This window comes from Cribrihabitans pelagius, from assembly GCF_048820915.1.
Taxonomy (GTDB): domain Bacteria; phylum Pseudomonadota; class Alphaproteobacteria; order Rhodobacterales; family Rhodobacteraceae; genus Cribrihabitans_A; species Cribrihabitans_A pelagius.
Window position 1 is genome coordinate 1 of sequence record NZ_JBMERR010000001.1, and the last position, 14155, is coordinate 14155.

General features: G+C 67.9%; 14 protein-coding genes and 1 pseudogene. 3 read left to right on the forward strand and 12 right to left on the reverse strand.

Annotated features, from left to right (window positions below):
• The 12 genes and pseudogenes from ACOHX0_RS00005 to ACOHX0_RS00060 form a co-directional block, all read right to left on the reverse strand.
• Nucleotides 1–203, reverse strand: a pseudogene (locus tag ACOHX0_RS00005) (IS5/IS1182 family transposase); the annotation flags it as partial.
• Between the two features lie 430 nt (nt 204–633).
• Entirely contained in the window at nt 634–1890 is a 1257-nt protein-coding gene (locus tag ACOHX0_RS00010; protein WP_420674564.1) for a flavin-dependent oxidoreductase, read from the reverse strand.
• Nucleotides 1891–2014: 124 nt separating this feature from the next.
• A complete protein-coding gene (gene idi / locus ACOHX0_RS00015) occupies nt 2015–2557 on the reverse strand; it encodes an isopentenyl-diphosphate Delta-isomerase (RefSeq protein ID WP_420674565.1) in 543 nt (180 codons plus the stop codon).
• A 149-nt stretch (nt 2558–2706) separates the two neighbouring features.
• Nucleotides 2707–3171 (reverse strand): c-type cytochrome, encoded by a 465-nt coding sequence (locus tag ACOHX0_RS00020; RefSeq protein WP_420674566.1) that lies wholly within the window; start codon nt 3169–3171, stop codon nt 2707–2709.
• 168 nt (nt 3172–3339) lie between these two features.
• A complete protein-coding gene (locus ACOHX0_RS00025) occupies nt 3340–4371 on the reverse strand; it encodes a P1 family peptidase (RefSeq protein WP_420674567.1) in 1032 nt (343 codons plus the stop codon).
• A gap of 89 nt (nt 4372–4460) precedes the next feature.
• A complete protein-coding gene (locus ACOHX0_RS00030) occupies nt 4461–5207 on the reverse strand; it encodes an SDR family oxidoreductase (protein ID WP_420674568.1) in 747 nt (248 codons plus the stop codon).
• Nucleotides 5208–5273: 66 nt separating this feature from the next.
• A complete protein-coding gene (gene arfB / locus ACOHX0_RS00035; RefSeq protein ID WP_420674569.1) occupies nt 5274–5693 on the reverse strand; it encodes an alternative ribosome rescue aminoacyl-tRNA hydrolase ArfB in 420 nt (139 codons plus the stop codon).
• Nucleotides 5694–5966: 273 nt separating this feature from the next.
• Complete coding sequence (locus tag ACOHX0_RS00040) at nt 5967–6602, reverse strand: queuosine precursor transporter (protein WP_420674570.1); 636 nt, start codon at nt 6600–6602, stop codon at nt 5967–5969.
• A 216-nt stretch (nt 6603–6818) separates the two neighbouring features.
• Nucleotides 6819–7730: an esterase-like activity of phytase family protein gene (locus ACOHX0_RS00045; protein WP_420674571.1), complete on the reverse strand. Its 912-nt coding sequence runs from the start codon at nt 7728–7730 to the stop codon at nt 6819–6821.
• Entirely contained in the window at nt 7703–8572 is an 870-nt protein-coding gene (gene mepA, locus ACOHX0_RS00050; RefSeq protein WP_420674572.1) for a penicillin-insensitive murein endopeptidase, read from the reverse strand. Before mepA ends, ACOHX0_RS00045 begins: the two co-directional genes overlap by 28 nt.
• Nucleotides 8569–9933, reverse strand: a complete 1365-nt coding sequence (locus ACOHX0_RS00055; protein ID WP_420674573.1) for an MFS transporter — start codon at nt 9931–9933, stop codon at nt 8569–8571. Before ACOHX0_RS00055 ends, mepA begins: the two co-directional genes overlap by 4 nt.
• Nucleotides 9934–10018: 85 nt before the next feature.
• Entirely contained in the window at nt 10019–10567 is a 549-nt protein-coding gene (locus ACOHX0_RS00060; protein WP_420674574.1) for an acyl-CoA thioesterase, read from the reverse strand.
• A 132-nt stretch (nt 10568–10699) separates the two neighbouring features.
• Here ACOHX0_RS00060 and ACOHX0_RS00065 point away from each other — a divergent pair, with 132 nt between their 5' ends.
• The 3 genes from ACOHX0_RS00065 to yaaA all read left to right on the forward strand — a co-directional run bounded on the left by ACOHX0_RS00065 (nt 10700) and on the right by yaaA (nt 14066).
• Nucleotides 10700–10987 (forward strand): YggT family protein, encoded by a 288-nt coding sequence (locus tag ACOHX0_RS00065; RefSeq protein WP_420665304.1) that lies wholly within the window; start codon nt 10700–10702, stop codon nt 10985–10987.
• A gap of 195 nt (nt 10988–11182) precedes the next feature.
• On the forward strand, nt 11183–13240 hold the full coding sequence (gene recQ / locus ACOHX0_RS00070; RefSeq protein ID WP_420674897.1) for a DNA helicase RecQ: 2058 nt from the start codon (nt 11183–11185) through the stop codon (nt 13238–13240).
• Between the two features lie 61 nt (nt 13241–13301).
• Nucleotides 13302–14066 carry a peroxide stress protein YaaA gene (yaaA, locus tag ACOHX0_RS00075; protein ID WP_420674575.1) on the forward strand — a complete coding sequence of 255 codons (765 nt, stop codon included), beginning with the start codon at nt 13302–13304 and terminating at the stop codon, nt 14064–14066.
• Nucleotides 14067–14155 lie beyond the last annotated feature (89 nt).

Here is a 14155-nt window from a genome sequence, read left to right on the forward strand (position 1 = left end):
AGCACCAGCATTCCGAACTTCAGCACAATGTCCAAAGCCGGTCGACCGCCCTTGGAACTGCGCGGCCTGCCAGCCGCGCACTCAAGAATTGGCCGAAAGCGCTCGAAATCCACCGTGGCATTCAATGCCTCCAGCGGATCGCCACCCGCCGAGATCGCCGCCAGCCGGTCATCAATGCTCCAGAAGCCTGCTTGCCTCGACATGGCCGCCTCCCCGTTGCGCGGGAAGTGAATCACGTTATCCGCCGATCAACCAGAGGTTTCCGGAGGTGTCCAGCTTACCAACACGGTATACGGAAACCCTCTTTTTCCTTGTGCCGAGAGGCCTCTCAGGGGAAGGGCTGCCCGTCCCTGCGCCAATTTCTGCCCGGCCGCCCCGTCTCAACGGCAAATGACGCGTGCCGTGCGGCGTCCTTGCGGCCCTTGACCCGGGGGCGGCCGGGAAGCGCTCCAGACGGCGTAATCTGTGCGGCTGGCGCGGTGGGAGTGTAAAAATAGAAGGCGCCAGGCAGCCGCCCCGCGAATCTTGCCCGAAGGCCCGCACAAAGCGCCGCGCCGCCCGTTCGGGCGGCCCGCGGCCCAAGGCTTGCGGCGGCATCTGCGATGCCGCCGGCAAGGCGCGGGAGGGCTCCGGTCAGCTAAGACGCGCGCCCTCCGGGATGGTGCGCGGGCGGGCGTTCAGCCCGGCGATTGAGAAGCCCGCGATGGACTTGTAGCGGGCGGCGTGGGCGGCGAGGTCCTCCCGCGGGATCACCGTGTTGATGTCGCCGAAATCGCCGCCGCAGAGGTCTTCGACCCGTTGCAGCACCGCGTCCGGCCCGCCGCCTGCGCGGTTGGCGAGACCGACCGCCGTGGTCAGCGGCCGCACTTCCTCCTCATAGGCGTCGAACGCAGCCGGGGAGAGCCCGTGGTCCAAAAGCCGCGCGCCCAGCACCCTGGCATCCACGATCGCCTGGCTCGCGCCGTTGGAGCCAACCGGATAGGTGGGATGCGCTGCATCGCCCATCAGGGTGACATTGCCGCGGGTCCAGCGCTCGAGCGGGTCGCGGTCCACCATCGGGTATTCATAGACCGTCTCCGCGCCGCGGATCAGCGCGGGCACGTCGATCCAAGGGAAGCGCCAGTCCTCGAAGTCACCCGCGAAGTCGGCGATATCTGCCGGGCGGTTCCAGTCCTCCCGCTGCCAGGGCGTGGAGGGGTCGAAGCTTTTCTCCGCGATCCAGTTGACCGCCGCGCGGCCCTCGCCATCAACTTGCGAGATCGGGTAGGCGACCAGCCGCAGGCGGTCGTGGCCGATCATTGCCATCGCGCCGCCGCCGAAGAAGGCCGGCGCCCGTGCGGTGGCGCGCCAGAGGATGCGGCCATTCCAGATCGGGGCGCCCTCCTCCGGGACCATCTGCGCTCGCAAGGCGGAATGGATGCCATCCGCGGCCACCGCCAGGCGGCCTTCGGCGCGGCGTCCGTCCTGCAACAGCAGCGCGGCGCCCCCGGCGGTTTCCTCGAAACCGCAGGCCCGCGCGCCGGTGGTGATGCAGCCGGGGCCGGCGCGGTCCCGCAGGACACGGTAGAGCATCATCTGCAACGCGCCCCGATGCACCGAGAACTGCGGCCAGGCATAGCCCGCATCGATGCCGCGCGGCTCTTCCCAGATCGTCTTGCCCCGCTTGCTGTAAAAGCCCAGCTGCCGGGTCCGCACGCCGATGGCGTCAAGCTCCGCCTCCAGCCCGAGGTCGAACAGCTCCCGCACGGCGTTTGGCTGCAGATTGATGCCAACGCCCATCGGCCGCAGCTCCGCCGCGGCTTCATAGATGTGAAAGGGCACGCCGATCCGGTGCAGGGTGAGGCCAAGGCTGAGGCCGGCAATGCCGCCGCCGGCGATCAGAATGGTCATGATAAGCGCGCCTCCTATTTTGCCGGCGCAGGACAGCACAGCCCGGACCGCAAAGCAAGCTGCAGCGGCACGCGGACTTGCGGCAGGTCAGGAGAGTCGCGGGAACAGAGAGGCGGCGGCCGGCTCAGCGGCGCCCGGCAATGATCAGGTCCGGGCCGAAGATCACGTCGGCGTAGCTGCGCAGGTAAATTTTGAGCCACGGGGTGAAACGCTCGGGGTGGCGTTGCACTTCGGCCAGAAGATCATGGTAGTCGACCCAGCGGGTGTCCATCACTTCCTCCGGATCGGGGGCCAGCCGCAGCGGACGGTGGGCATGGGCGAGGAAGACATCGACAGCCTCGTGCTCGACCAGGCCGTTGCCGACATCGGCGCGGTATTCCAGGTGGTGGCGGAATTCCGGGTAGAGCCCGGTAATGCCCAGCTCCTCGCGCATCCGCCGCACCGCGCAGGCGGCGGGCTGCTCCTGCCACATCGGGTGGGTGCAGCAGGTGTTCGCCCAGAGCCCGGGGGTGTGGTACTTGCCCATGGCCCGGCGCTGCAGCAGGATCTCGACGCCTTTCACCACGAAGACCGAGACCGCCTTGTGCTTCAGCCCCCGCTCATGCGCGGCAAGCTTGTCTACCGGTGTCAATTCGCCGTTCACCCAGGCCGGGATCATATGGCTCATGCTCTACCCATGACGGTTCGGACGCGGCGGCAGGCCTTGGGCGGCCGCGCTGTGCTTCCAGGGCTAGCGTGACGGGCCCGTGAAAGCAATTACACGAAAAGCCGCGGCGCTTTTGCCGCGGCCTCGGGGGTTTGCAGCGAGACTGCTGCTCAGTTCGTTGCTTCCGCGCCGCCTTCTTCAGCCTCTTCGCCGCCCGCTTCCTGGGCCGGGCCGTTGCTGGCGAGGAAGGCGTAGATGTCCTCCGCACCCTTGCGCAGGCGGAAGGACATTTTCGATTTCGCCTTGGAGTTGCCGGTATACTCGCGCAGGAAGCCGCGCGGGTCGGCGGCGTAGGCAACAAAGTTCTCTTCGGTCCAGGTCAGGCCGGATTCACCGGCGGCAACCAGATCGTCGCCGTAGTTGAAGCCCTCGACAGTGCCCGCGGTACGGCCTGCCACACCCCAGAGGTTGGGGCCGGTCTTGCCGCCCTTCACGATCACATCGCCGCTGTCGGAGGCAATCGTGTGGCACGCCTTGCATTTGCTGAACTCCTTTTCACCCTTGGCCGCGTCGCCTTCGGCGAGGACGGGAGTGGCGAGAAGCCCGAGAATTGCGGCTGAAAAGAGAGATTTCATATTGCTTGCTCCAGATGATGAGTTGGCAGTGTGACATGTGGGCGAACGCCCGGGATAGTCAACGGACAGTTTGACGCGCTGCGGTTCAGGTAGCGGAAACATGCTTTAAATCAACGTGATAGAGGGAGCGGCCTGTTCCTGGCAAGACCCCGGCGAGCCCCCGGATTGTCATCCTGCGGGGTCTTTCGGGGACCAGCAGGGCAGCAGGTCACCGGGGGCGGGGCGGGCGAGGCAGACCGCGCGGGCGATGGCGCGGGAGAGGCAAAGCGCTGCGGCATGGCAGAGGCTGCCAAGTTCCGATCCGCCCGCGGGGCGGCCGCCGGTGCTGGCGGCAAAGATCAGATCACCGTCGCCCGGCGCATGGGCCGGCACAATGGCGCGGCCGATTCCGTCATGCGCGGCGGTGGCCAGGCGCTGGCATTCGGCCTTGCTCAGCGCGGCATCGGTTGCGACGATCGCGATGGTGGTATTGGCGCCCTCCGGCGGGACCGGCGCTCCCGCTGCCAGCGCCTGCATCGCGGCCAGCTTGCGGCTGTCGAGGCTGCGTCCGAGCCCCGCGGCCGGGTCCGGCCCCAGGCCGCCGAACTCGTCCCCGATCTCGAAAGGGGCGGCCCAGAAGTGGCGGCCGCCGGGCGTTGTCACCGCGCCGAGGGGATTGGCCGCCACCAGCGCGCCCACCGTGGCGCCGCTCGCCAGCACCAGCGAGGCCGAGCCCAGGCCGCCCTTGAGTTGCCCGGTCAGCGCCCCGGTGCCCGCGCCGGCAGTGCCGAGAGCGAAGTCCCTGTCCGCCGCCTCGAACGCGGCGCGGCCGAGGGTCCGGTAGGGGTTCTCCGCCCAGTCCTTGGCGCCGCCGTTCAAGAGGTCGAACAGGATGGCGCCGGGCACCAGCGGCACAAGCGCAGGGCCGACCGGGTAGCCGCGCCCCGCCGCCCGCAGCCCTTCCATCACCCCGGAGCAGGCATCGAGCCCGAAGGCGGAGCCGCCTGAGAGCACCAGCGCGTCGATCCGCGCCACTGATTTGTCGGGCGCCAGCAAATCGGTCTCCCGCGTGCCCGGCGCGCCGCCCATCACCTGCACCGCAGCGGTGAAGGGGGTCTCGGCCGTCAGCACGGTGGTGCCGGACTTCAGCGCGCCGTCCTCAGCGTTGCCGACCAGGATGCCGGGCACGTCTGTGATCAGGTTTTTTGCTCCGGGGTGCATTTCTGGGCCTTTCCTGCAGCTTTTGGGACGCCCGCTGGCGCGGGCGGCCTCCGGCGGGGGTATTTCGGGTCAGAAAGGGACTGGCGGGCTTAGATGCAGCGGCCGCCGTCCACCTCCATCGCGACGCCGGTCACCATGCCGGCCTCATCCGAGCAGAGGAAGCAGGCGGCGTTGCCCATGTCCTCGGGCGTGGAGAAGCGACCGAGCGGGATGGTGGAGAGGAACCTGGCGCGCATCTCCGGGGTGTCCTCGCCCATGAAGGATTTCAGCAGCGGGGTCTCGCCCGCCACCGGGTTGATCGCGTTGACCCTCACCCCGTGCGGCGCGAGTTCCACCGCCATGGTTTTTGCCGCGGTGATCATCCAGCCCTTGGAGGCGTTGTACCAGTTCAGGTTGGGCCGGGGCGAGACGCCGGCGGTGGAAGCCACATTGAGGATGGCACCGGATTTGCGCGCCTTCATATGCGGCACCAGGGCGCGGGCGGTCAGGTAGACGGACTTCATGTTGACCTGGAAGACGCGGTCGAAATCGGCCTCGGAGACCTCCTCCAGCGGCTGGGGCAGGTGGGTGACGCCAGCGTTGTTGACCAGGATGTCGAGGTGGCCGAATGCGGCGAGCGCGGCCTGGGCCATTGCGTCCACCGAGGCGCCGGAGGCGACGTCGGCCTGTTGGGCGATGGCGTTGCTGCCCAGTTCCCCCGCCAGTTCTTTGGCCGCGGTCCCGTTGATGTCGGCGATCATCACCCGGGCGCCTTCGGCCAGGAATTTCCGGGCGATACCGGCGCCGAATCCCGAGGCGCCACCGGTTACCAGTGCAGTTTTGCCTGCCAGCCGCATGTGTTTTCCTCCCGCTTGCTTTGGCGCCACCTTGGGGGCGGCGCGGCGCGGGGGCAAGACGGCGGATCAGTCGGGGTCGATTTTTCCGCGCGTGGCCTTCACCGCGCCGCGCTGCTTCTTGGCTTCCAGCCGCCGCTTGACCGAGCCGCGGGTCGGTTTGGTGGCGATGCGGCGCTTGGGCGCCACCAGCGCCTGTTGCACCAGCTCTGCCAGGCGTTCGCGCGCGATGTCGCGGTTCCTTTGCTGCGAGCGGGTTTCGTCGCAGTACAGCACGATCGCGCCTTCCTTGGTCCAACGCCGCCCGGCGAGGCGCTTCAGGCGGGACTTGACGGCAGGGGTGAGCGCCGGGGAGCGGGCAGCCTCGAACCGGAGCTCTACCGCGGTGGCGACCTTGTTCACGTTCTGCCCGCCGGGGCCGGAGGCGCGGATGAAGCTTTCGGTCAGTTCCCAGTCCTGCAGGGCGATCTTGTCGGTGATGTAGAGCATGGCGAACTGGCGGCGGAGGGACTTTCAAGCGGGGCGTCAGAAAATTCGAAAGGGCTGCCCCCCACGTGGAAACAGCCCTTCGAGATGATAGGAGGTGCACCGGTTAGGCAAGCACCAATTCAAAACTTATACGCGCCAAGGGCTGCCTTGGCCGCACACCTTCTGAACTGTTCCGGCACTGCTCTCCATAGCTTCTCTAGACAATGGGCACCTCCTTTCTGAATGTTTCGGTATCCTCAGCCTGCCATAGATTCGGTTAATGTCAAAACAAAATCATGTGGCGGCTTTGGTGAGCGAACGCACGATGATGCGGAAAGGCACAAGGGCAAGGAGGGCGAGCGAGAGTTTCACCATCCAGTCGGCCAGCGCCAGCGAAACCCAGAGCGGCGCGACGGGGCCGGAGCCGAGCAGCGGCAGCATCTCGTTGGCCCAGGAGACATCGTTGCCGGGTTCCAGCGCGGTGAGGCCCGCGGAGAAGGCCAGGGTGAAGAAGATCGCGGTATCCACGGAAGAGCCGATCAGGGTGGAGGCCAGCGGCGCGCGCCACCAGCGGCCCTCGCGCAGGGCGGAGAAGATTGCAACGTCCAGCATCTGGGCGGTCAGGAAAGCGAGACCGGAGGCGAGCGCGATGCGCAAAGTGACGGCGGGGTAGGTGAAGCCGTCGCCCTCAAGCATTACCTGGGTGCCGATCAGAGAGCAGGCGACGCCCACGACGAAGCCGGCCGCAACCACCCTGCGGGCGGCGGCGGCGCCGTAGACGCGGTTCATCACGTCGGTGACCAAAAAGGCGACGGGATAGGTGAAGGCGCCCCAAGTCAGCCATTGGCCGAACAGGAACTGCACCAGGATGTTGGAAGCCACCACGACGGCAGCCATAGCAAGAATGCCGGGCAGATGAGAGCGGTTCATTATGGGTCCGTTTTTACAAGGTCGCGGAGACTTGTTCCTCGGGGGCGGAAGGCTGGTGTGCATAGACTGCCCGGCACGGCTGCGCAAGGTTTATCGGGCGCTTGCGGAGGGAGCAAGGAGGGGGCGGGCCGGGAGGGCTCCCGCCCGCTCCGGCGCATTCGGGGAATGCGCCAGCCGCGGTTGGGCCAGGCGCCGCTGGCGCGGCGCGGGAGGCGCTCAGCGGGGCAGGTCGTATTCTACAAGCTCGGTGCGCTGCAGGGCGGTGAAGTTGTCGTCCGCGACCATCGTGGCGCGCAGGCTCCCGTCGGCGGCGCGCCAGACCGACAGTCCTTCGAGGTTGCCGTGGGTGCCGATCCCGGTTTGCAGCAGAACGGTTTCGTTTTCCGCCCCGCCCGGAGTGATGTCCCAGCGCCGCAGCCGGCTGCGGAAGCCCAGGAAGGCGAAGTCGCGCTCCAGCAGGTAGAAGCGCCCGTCGGGGCCGAAATCCGCGCCCACCGGCAGGAAGCCATCGCGCGGCGGCAGGCTGAAGGGCTGGCTCCAGTCCTTGCCGTCCCAGCGCCAGACCGGGATCTGGCGGTCCTGTCCCAGCGCGCGCTCGGGCAGGGTGTAGAGGTGGCCTTCGGGGCTGATCGCCAGCGCTTCGAGCGCCTTGTTGCGGGGCAGGCGGCGGAAACCATGCGGCCGGGGGAGCGGTTCGGCGGGGCTGCTCGGGCTGCGGTAGCGGGCGACGCGGGCACGGCCTTCGAAGGAGACGTAGAAGCCGCCGCCGGGGGCCAGCGCCAGCCCCTCGCTGTCGGACACGCCGCGGCCGAGGGGGGCGCCGGAAGTGCCGCGCAGGCGGTGCACCGCGGTGAGGGCGACGCCGGTGATCGCGCCTTTTGCGCCGCGCTCGACCCGGGCCGAGGCCACATGCGCGCGGTCGCTGAGCACGGTGAGGCTGCCGCCGCCGTTCCTTACTTCCAGCGCCGACAAGCCGCCGAACCAGCGGCTGTTTTCCTTCCAGGTGTAGCTGCCGATGTAACGCGCCCGGTCCGCTGTGTCCCAGGGGCGGCTGGCGGCGACGGCTGCGGCGAGCGCGGCCGCCGCCGCGAGGCCGAGGCTCAGTTTGCGTGCAGAACGGCGGCGCATTGCTGGGGCAGATCCGAGAGTGTGTAATCGCGCCGCGGCTTGGGCCTGGGCGCTTTGGGGTCAGCCGGTTTGGCCGGCTTCGGGTGCAGGATGTTGTTCACCCATTCCTGTGCCTCGGCGCAGCCGTCGCCCTTGGGCGGCGGGTTCTGGTCGGTGCAGCCGCGGGCCCCGCGCGGGCAGGCGAGCCGCACGTGGAAGTGGTAATGATGGCCGCCCAGGGGCCTGATCTTGCGCAGCCAGCGGCGGTTGCCCTTCGCGTCCTTGCACATCTGCACCTTGGCGCCAGGAAAGACGAAGATCCGCGCCACCCGCTTGTCCTTGGCGGCGGCTTTCAGGATTTCGTGATGGGCGCGGCTCCAGCTGCCGTTCACAAAGGCGCCCCTGGCCCGGCGCATCGAGATCGAAGAGATCTTCTCGCGCGCGCTGCGGCTGAGATTGAGCCGGTCTGCCGGGCGCATCCAGATGTCGATGTCGAGCCCGATCTGATGGCTGCGGTGCCCCGACAGCATCGGCCCGCCGCGCGGCTGGCTGATGTCGCCGATGTAGAGGCCTTTCCAGCCCGGCTGACGGGCTGCAACGCGGCTGAGGTCCTGGACGAAATCAACCGCCTCGGGGTGCCCCCAGTTGCGGTTGCGGCTGAGCCGCATGGCCTGCCAGGTGCGGCCGGTCTCGGGCAGTTGAACGGCTCCGGCGACGCAGCCCTTGCTGTAGAAACCAAACGGCGCCGGGCGGTGCGGCGAGGCCGCGGGCTTGGCGCCAAACAGCACCTTTGCCGGGGTTTGCGCCGCGGCCGGCGCTGCCAGGGCCGTGATCACAAGGAAGAGTGCAAGGAAATATTTCAACGCTGGTCTCCTTCAGCTTGAACCCAGTACAACAAAATGAGCCCCAGCAGGAACAGCCCGATCACCGGGGTGATCCCCAGCCGCGCGCTGCCGGTAAGCGTGGTGGCGGCGCCAATCAGCGCGGGCGCCAGGAAGGCGGTGGCGCGGCCCGAGAGCCCGTAGAGGCCGAAGCTTTCGGTCGCGGTCCCGGGGCCGGTGTGGCGTACCATCAGGGTGCGGCTCGCTGCTTGCAGGATGCCGCCGAAACCGCCGATCAGCACGCCGCAGCCAAAGAAGATGGCATCCGGCAGGCGCGAGCCCTCGGGCAGGAGCACGCCGAAGAGCTGGGTGCGCGACATGTTCACGATGGTGAGGCAGACCAGCGCCAGCACCAGGATCGAAATGATGATCACCGGTTTCGGCCCGAAGCGGCGGTCCGCCCTGCCGCCGAGCCAGCAGAACACCGTCGCGGCAAGCGCGGCGACGATTCCGAAGACACCGATCATGGTGAGCTCCCAGCCCAGCACCAGCTTGGCATAGACGCCGCCAAAACCGTAAAGCCCGTTCAGTGCGTCGCGGTAGAGCATCGAGGAGCCAAGATAGCTGGCCAGGCTCCCCCGCTGGCGCAGGCCTTTGACCAGCCGCACGACCCGGTGCCAGGCCTCGCCCAGGCGGGCGCGGCGGCCGGTGGCGTCCTGGTCCCGCACCCAGAGCGCGTAAGGGATCATGAAAACGGCAAACCACAGCGCGGTGAACGGCCCCACGGCACGGGTGCCCTCGCGCGCCCCGCCGTCGAGGCCAAAGGCAGGGGTGAGCCCGATCAGGGTTCTGCCGTTCGACTGCTCGACAAACAGCAGGAGCATGATGAACAGAGCCGTCACCCCGCCGAGGTAGCCGAACGCGAAGCCCGAGCCGGAGACACGGCCCGCATCCTCGCGCCCCGTGAGCGAGGGCAGCTGCGCGTTCACGAAGATCAGCGCGAACTCGGCGCCGATGAAGCCGAGCCCGAAGCTCAACAGCATCCACCACAGGTTGCTGCCGCCCGGGTCCATGAACCACAGTCCCGCAGCCCCCACCACATACATCAGCGAGAACACCGCGATCCACGGCCGCCGCCGCCCGCTGATGTCGGCCATCGCGCCGAGCAAAGGCGCGCCGAAGCCGATGATCAGCCCGGTCACGGTCAGGCACATCGACCACAGCGTCTGCGCCTCGGCGCGCGCGGTGGGATCATTGAGGCCCAGGCCCAGGAAATGCTCCGCCGCCACCGCGGCAAAGAAGGGGCCGAAGATGAAGGTGACAAGCAGGGTGTGATAGGGCTGGCTGGCCCAGTCGAAGAACCACCAGCCCCAGATGCGCTGGCGCCGCGATACCTGCCGCATGGCCGCCCCCGTGGTAATCTGCTGCACGCCTGCCTCGCCCGTGTCACGTATTGCTTGAGGTCAGGTATGACAGGCGCGCGGGCGGCTAGGCAACCCCGTCCTGCATCGGCGGCCAGGGACGGCCGCCATCCGCTTGGCACCAGTCGGCGATCCAGCCGGGCATTTCGGGGGAAGCGTTCTCGTCCCGGCCCAGGGCTGCGAGCACCCGCTCGGGCGGCACGATGCCGCTGCGGTCGGTGACCGCGGTGCGCAGCATCACGTGGCTGGCGCATTCGCCGTTTGTCTTCCACATCGACTGCTCCAGGTAGATGAAACGGTCGTCCCAGGCGACCGCGCGGGTCTTCATCTCGAAGCGCTCAAACGCGCGGATGCGGCGGCGGAAGCGGACAGAGGTGCCCGCGACAGTGAGCCCCCAGCGTTTGTCCCTCAAGACGCCGATCAGACCGACGCGCCGGGCCAGCATGGTGCGGCCGAGGTCATAGAGCGTCATTGCGCGGCCGTTGTTCAGCTCCATCCAGATGTCGATGTCCCAGGGCCAGCAGATGTGGCGCGAGACATGCGTCTCGGTCAGCTCCAGCGGCGCCATGCGGCCGGCCAGGGCCAGGTCTTTCAGCAGTCGGACAATCGGGAACATTTCGGCAGCCTCCTTGCGCGTTGTGCCCGTGATGCCACCCGTTTACAGCGCGTCAACTGCAACCTTGCGGAAGCCTTGCCTATTTCCATGCGGCTGCTTACCTGTGTGGCTGTTCGAAGAAGGGAAATAGAGATGGTCTCGCTGTTCCAAATCCTGATGCTGATCCTGGATATCGTCTGGTTCTTCATCATCGCCCATGTGATCATGAGCTGGCTGATCAACTTCCAGGTGCTGAACCTGCACCAGCAGTTCGTCGGGCAGATCTGGTATGGGCTCAACCGGATTCTGGAGCCGCTCTATGCCCCGGTGCGGCGCCTGATGCCCAACATGGGCGGCATCGACCTTGCTCCGCTGGTGGTGCTGGTGGCGGTCTATGCGCTGCGCATCGTGCTGGTGAACAACGTCTCGGCCTTCTACTGACCGGGGCTATTGCCCGGCCATATAGGCCGGGCTGTGCCCGCGCCGTGAAGGGCGGGTGAAAATGCCTGCCTGCCGCCGGGGGATTTCCGCCCGGCCCCTTGCCGCCTGCGGCAAGCTGTGGGAATGTGCGCGCCACATCGAGCAGACATCATCCGCGAGGCCCTCCGCCCCATGACGGACACCATCTCGGCCCCGATGACGGACATGGCAAACCCGTCAGGCGCCCTTCCGCTATTGCGCGACATCTTCGGCTACGACGCCTTCCGCCCCGGGCAGGAGGAGATCGTGAACGCCGTGACCGCCGGGGAAAACGTGCTGGCGATCATGCCCACCGGCGGCGGCAAGTCGCTGTGCTTCCAGCTGCCGGCACTGCTGCGCGAGGGGGTCACGGTGGTGATTTCGCCGCTGATTGCGCTGATGCGCGATCAGGTGCGCGCCTTGCAGGAGGCAGGCGTCACCGCGGGCGCGCTCACCTCCGGCAACACCGAGGAGGAGACCGAAGCGGTCTGGGCCGCGATCGAGGCGGGCGAGCTGAAGCTGCTTTACATGGCGCCGGAGCGGCTCGCCTCGGGTGCGGCGATGGGCATGCTGCGCCGGATCGGCGTCAGCCTCATTGCGGTGGATGAAGCGCATTGCGTCAGCCAATGGGGCCATGACTTCCGCCCCGACTACCTGCGCATTGGCGAGCTGCGGCACAGCCTGGACGTGCCGCTGGCGGCCTTCACCGCCACCGCCGATCAGGAAACCCGCGAGGAGATCGTCCAGAAGCTGTTCGACGGCAGCGCCCCGCGCAGCTTCCTGCGCGGCTTCGACCGGCCCAATATCCACCTCGCCTTTGCCGCCAAGGACAGCCCGCGCCAGCAGATCCTCGATTTCGCGGACGCGCGGCGCGGCCAGTCCGGCATCGTCTATTGCGGCACCCGCGCCAAGACCGAGGATATCGCCCGTGCGCTGGAAGCCTCCGGCCATGTTGCGTGTTTCTATCACGGCGGCATGGAGGCCGAGGACCGCCGCATCGTCGAGACCCGCTTTGCCCGCGAGGACGGGCTGATCGTGGTCGCCACCGTGGCCTTTGGCATGGGCATCGACAAGCCCGACATCCGCTGGGTCGCCCACGCCGACCTGCCGAAGAGCATCGAGGCCTACTACCAGGAAATCGGCCGCGCCGGCCGCGATGGCGCCCCGGCTGAAACCCTCACCCTGTTCGGCTCCGACGACATCCGCCTGCGCCGCTCGCAGATCGACGAAGGGCTGGCGCCGCCGGAACGCCGCGCCGCCGATCACGGCCGGCTGAACGCGCTGCTGGGTCTGGCCGAGGCGCTGCGCTGCCGCCGCCAGAAGCTGCTGGCCTATTTTGGCGAAACCGCCGAGCCCTGCGGCAACTGCGATCTGTGTGACCGGCCTGCCGATATTTTCGACGGGACAACTGCGGTGCGCAAGGCGCTGTCGGCGATCCTGCGCACCCAGGAGACCTATGGCTCGGGGCATCTGATCGACATCCTGACCGGGACCGAAACCGACCGCATCCGCGCCAAGCGCCATGACCAGCTGTCGGTCTATGCCTGCGGCAAAGAATACAGCAAGCGCCAGTGGCAGGCAGTGTTCCGGCAGATGATGGGCCACGACCTGGTGCGCCCCGACCCGGAACGCCACGGCGCGCTGAGGATGACCGAAGCGGCACTGCCGATCCTGCGCGGCGAAGCGGGGATCGAGCTGCGCAAGGACACCATCAAATCGGCCGAACGCCGCCCGGCAGTAAAGGCGCTGGTCTCGGAGGAAGACGCACCGCTGTTGTCGGCACTGAAGGCCAAGCGGCGGGCGCTGGCGGAGGCGCAGAAAGTGCCGGCCTACGTGATCTTCCCCGACCGCACTCTGATCGAGATGGCCGAACGCCGCCCGGAAACGCTGGACCAGATGGCAAGGATCAGCGGTGTGGGCGCCAAAAAGCTGGAGCGTTATGGCGATGATTTCCTGTCGGTGATCACGGGGGCTGCCGAACAGCTGCACCCGGCGCGGCGCAAGCTGGCGGCCAGCGGCGCGGGTTCCACCTATGATGCGCTGCTGGAAGCGCAAGCCCAGCTGGCGCGCGGCGACTGCGGCACGCTGAAGCCGCTCAGCTGCTCCGCCTCGCAGCTGGCGCAGGTGGCACAGATGCGCAGCAGCGACGAGGCGGGCCTACTGCGGCTGCTGGGGGAGCGCCGCGCGGAACGTTTCGCTGCGGCGTTTCTGGACGTCTTGCGCGGCGCAGGCTAGGCCGCGCCCAGATCAAACCGGGCCCGTTTCGGACCGTGTGAAACCTATCGAGGGAGCGGAAATGCTGGTAGTGACCTCTCCGGCCAAGAAGCTGGACTGGACGGAACGGGACGCGGAGCTCACCTGGCCCGCCTTCCACGATGACGCGGTGGCACTGGCCGGGGTGGCGCGGGAGCTCACCGTGGCGGAGCTGATGAAGCTGATGAAGATCAGCGAGGATCTGGCCAAGCTGAACCATGACCGCTTCCGCGATTTCGCCGCGGACCCGGAGACGGCGGACCTGCGCCCGGCGGCGCTGGCCTTTGCGGGCGATACCTACCAGGGGCTGGAGGCGGGGTCGCTCGACGCGGAGGAGATGGCCTGGGCGCAGGACCACTACCGCATCCTGTCGGGACTTTACGGCCTGCTGCGGCCGCTCGACGCGCTGCAGCCCTACCGTCTGGAGATGGGCTCGCGGCTGAAGACAGCGCGCGGCCGGAACCTCTATGAATACTGGGGCAGCCGCATCGCGGAGGCGCTGAACGCTCAGGCCGCGGAGGTGCAGGCGGAAGTGCTGGTGAACTGCGCCAGCCAGGAATATTTCGGCGCCGTGGACCTCAAGGCGCTGAGACCCGCAGTGGTGACGCCGGTCTTCATGGAAGACAAGAACGGCACCCCAAAGAAGGTGAGCTTCTACGCCAAACGCGCCCGCGGCGCGATGGCGCGTTACATCATCCAGCACCGCCTGCGCGACGCCGAAGCGCTGAAGGATTTCAGCGCGGGCGGCTACGCCTTTCAGCCCGCGCTCTCCACACCCGAAGCCCCAGTCTTCCTGCGCCGCGGCTGACAGCGAAGGGGCGGCTCCCGCCCGCCCCGCCGCATTCAGAGAATGCACCGGTTCCGTTGGGCCTGGGGCCGCGCTGCGCGCGGCGCCAG

Excerpts from the sequence above, each read along its gene's own strand:
- yaaA (WP_420674575.1), top strand. The coding sequence starts at position 13,302 with ATGCTGGTAGTGACCTCTCCGGCCAAGAAGCTGGACTGGACGGAACGG.
- ACOHX0_RS00030 (WP_420674568.1), bottom strand. The coding sequence starts at position 5,207 with ATGCGGCTGGCAGGCAAAACTGCACTGGTAACCGGTGGCGCCTCGGGA.
- ACOHX0_RS00065 (WP_420665304.1), top strand. The coding sequence starts at position 10,700 with ATGGTCTCGCTGTTCCAAATCCTGATGCTGATCCTGGATATCGTCTGG.
- arfB (WP_420674569.1), bottom strand. The coding sequence starts at position 5,693 with ATGCTCTACATCACCGACAAGATCGCCCTGCAGGACTGGGAACTGACC.
- ACOHX0_RS00020 (WP_420674566.1), bottom strand. The coding sequence starts at position 3,171 with ATGAAATCTCTCTTTTCAGCCGCAATTCTCGGGCTTCTCGCCACTCCC.
- ACOHX0_RS00045 (WP_420674571.1), bottom strand. The coding sequence starts at position 7,730 with ATGCGCCGCCGTTCTGCACGCAAACTGAGCCTCGGCCTCGCGGCGGCG.
- recQ (WP_420674897.1), top strand. The coding sequence starts at position 11,183 with ATGACGGACATGGCAAACCCGTCAGGCGCCCTTCCGCTATTGCGCGAC.
- ACOHX0_RS00025 (WP_420674567.1), bottom strand. The coding sequence starts at position 4,371 with ATGCACCCCGGAGCAAAAAACCTGATCACAGACGTGCCCGGCATCCTG.
- ACOHX0_RS00010 (WP_420674564.1), bottom strand. The coding sequence starts at position 1,890 with ATGACCATTCTGATCGCCGGCGGCGGCATTGCCGGCCTCAGCCTTGGC.
- ACOHX0_RS00060 (WP_420674574.1), bottom strand. The coding sequence starts at position 10,567 with ATGTTCCCGATTGTCCGACTGCTGAAAGACCTGGCCCTGGCCGGCCGC.
- ACOHX0_RS00040 (WP_420674570.1), bottom strand. The coding sequence starts at position 6,602 with ATGAACCGCTCTCATCTGCCCGGCATTCTTGCTATGGCTGCCGTCGTG.
- ACOHX0_RS00055 (WP_420674573.1), bottom strand. The coding sequence starts at position 9,933 with ATGCGGCAGGTATCGCGGCGCCAGCGCATCTGGGGCTGGTGGTTCTTC.
- idi (WP_420674565.1), bottom strand. The coding sequence starts at position 2,557 with ATGAGCCATATGATCCCGGCCTGGGTGAACGGCGAATTGACACCGGTA.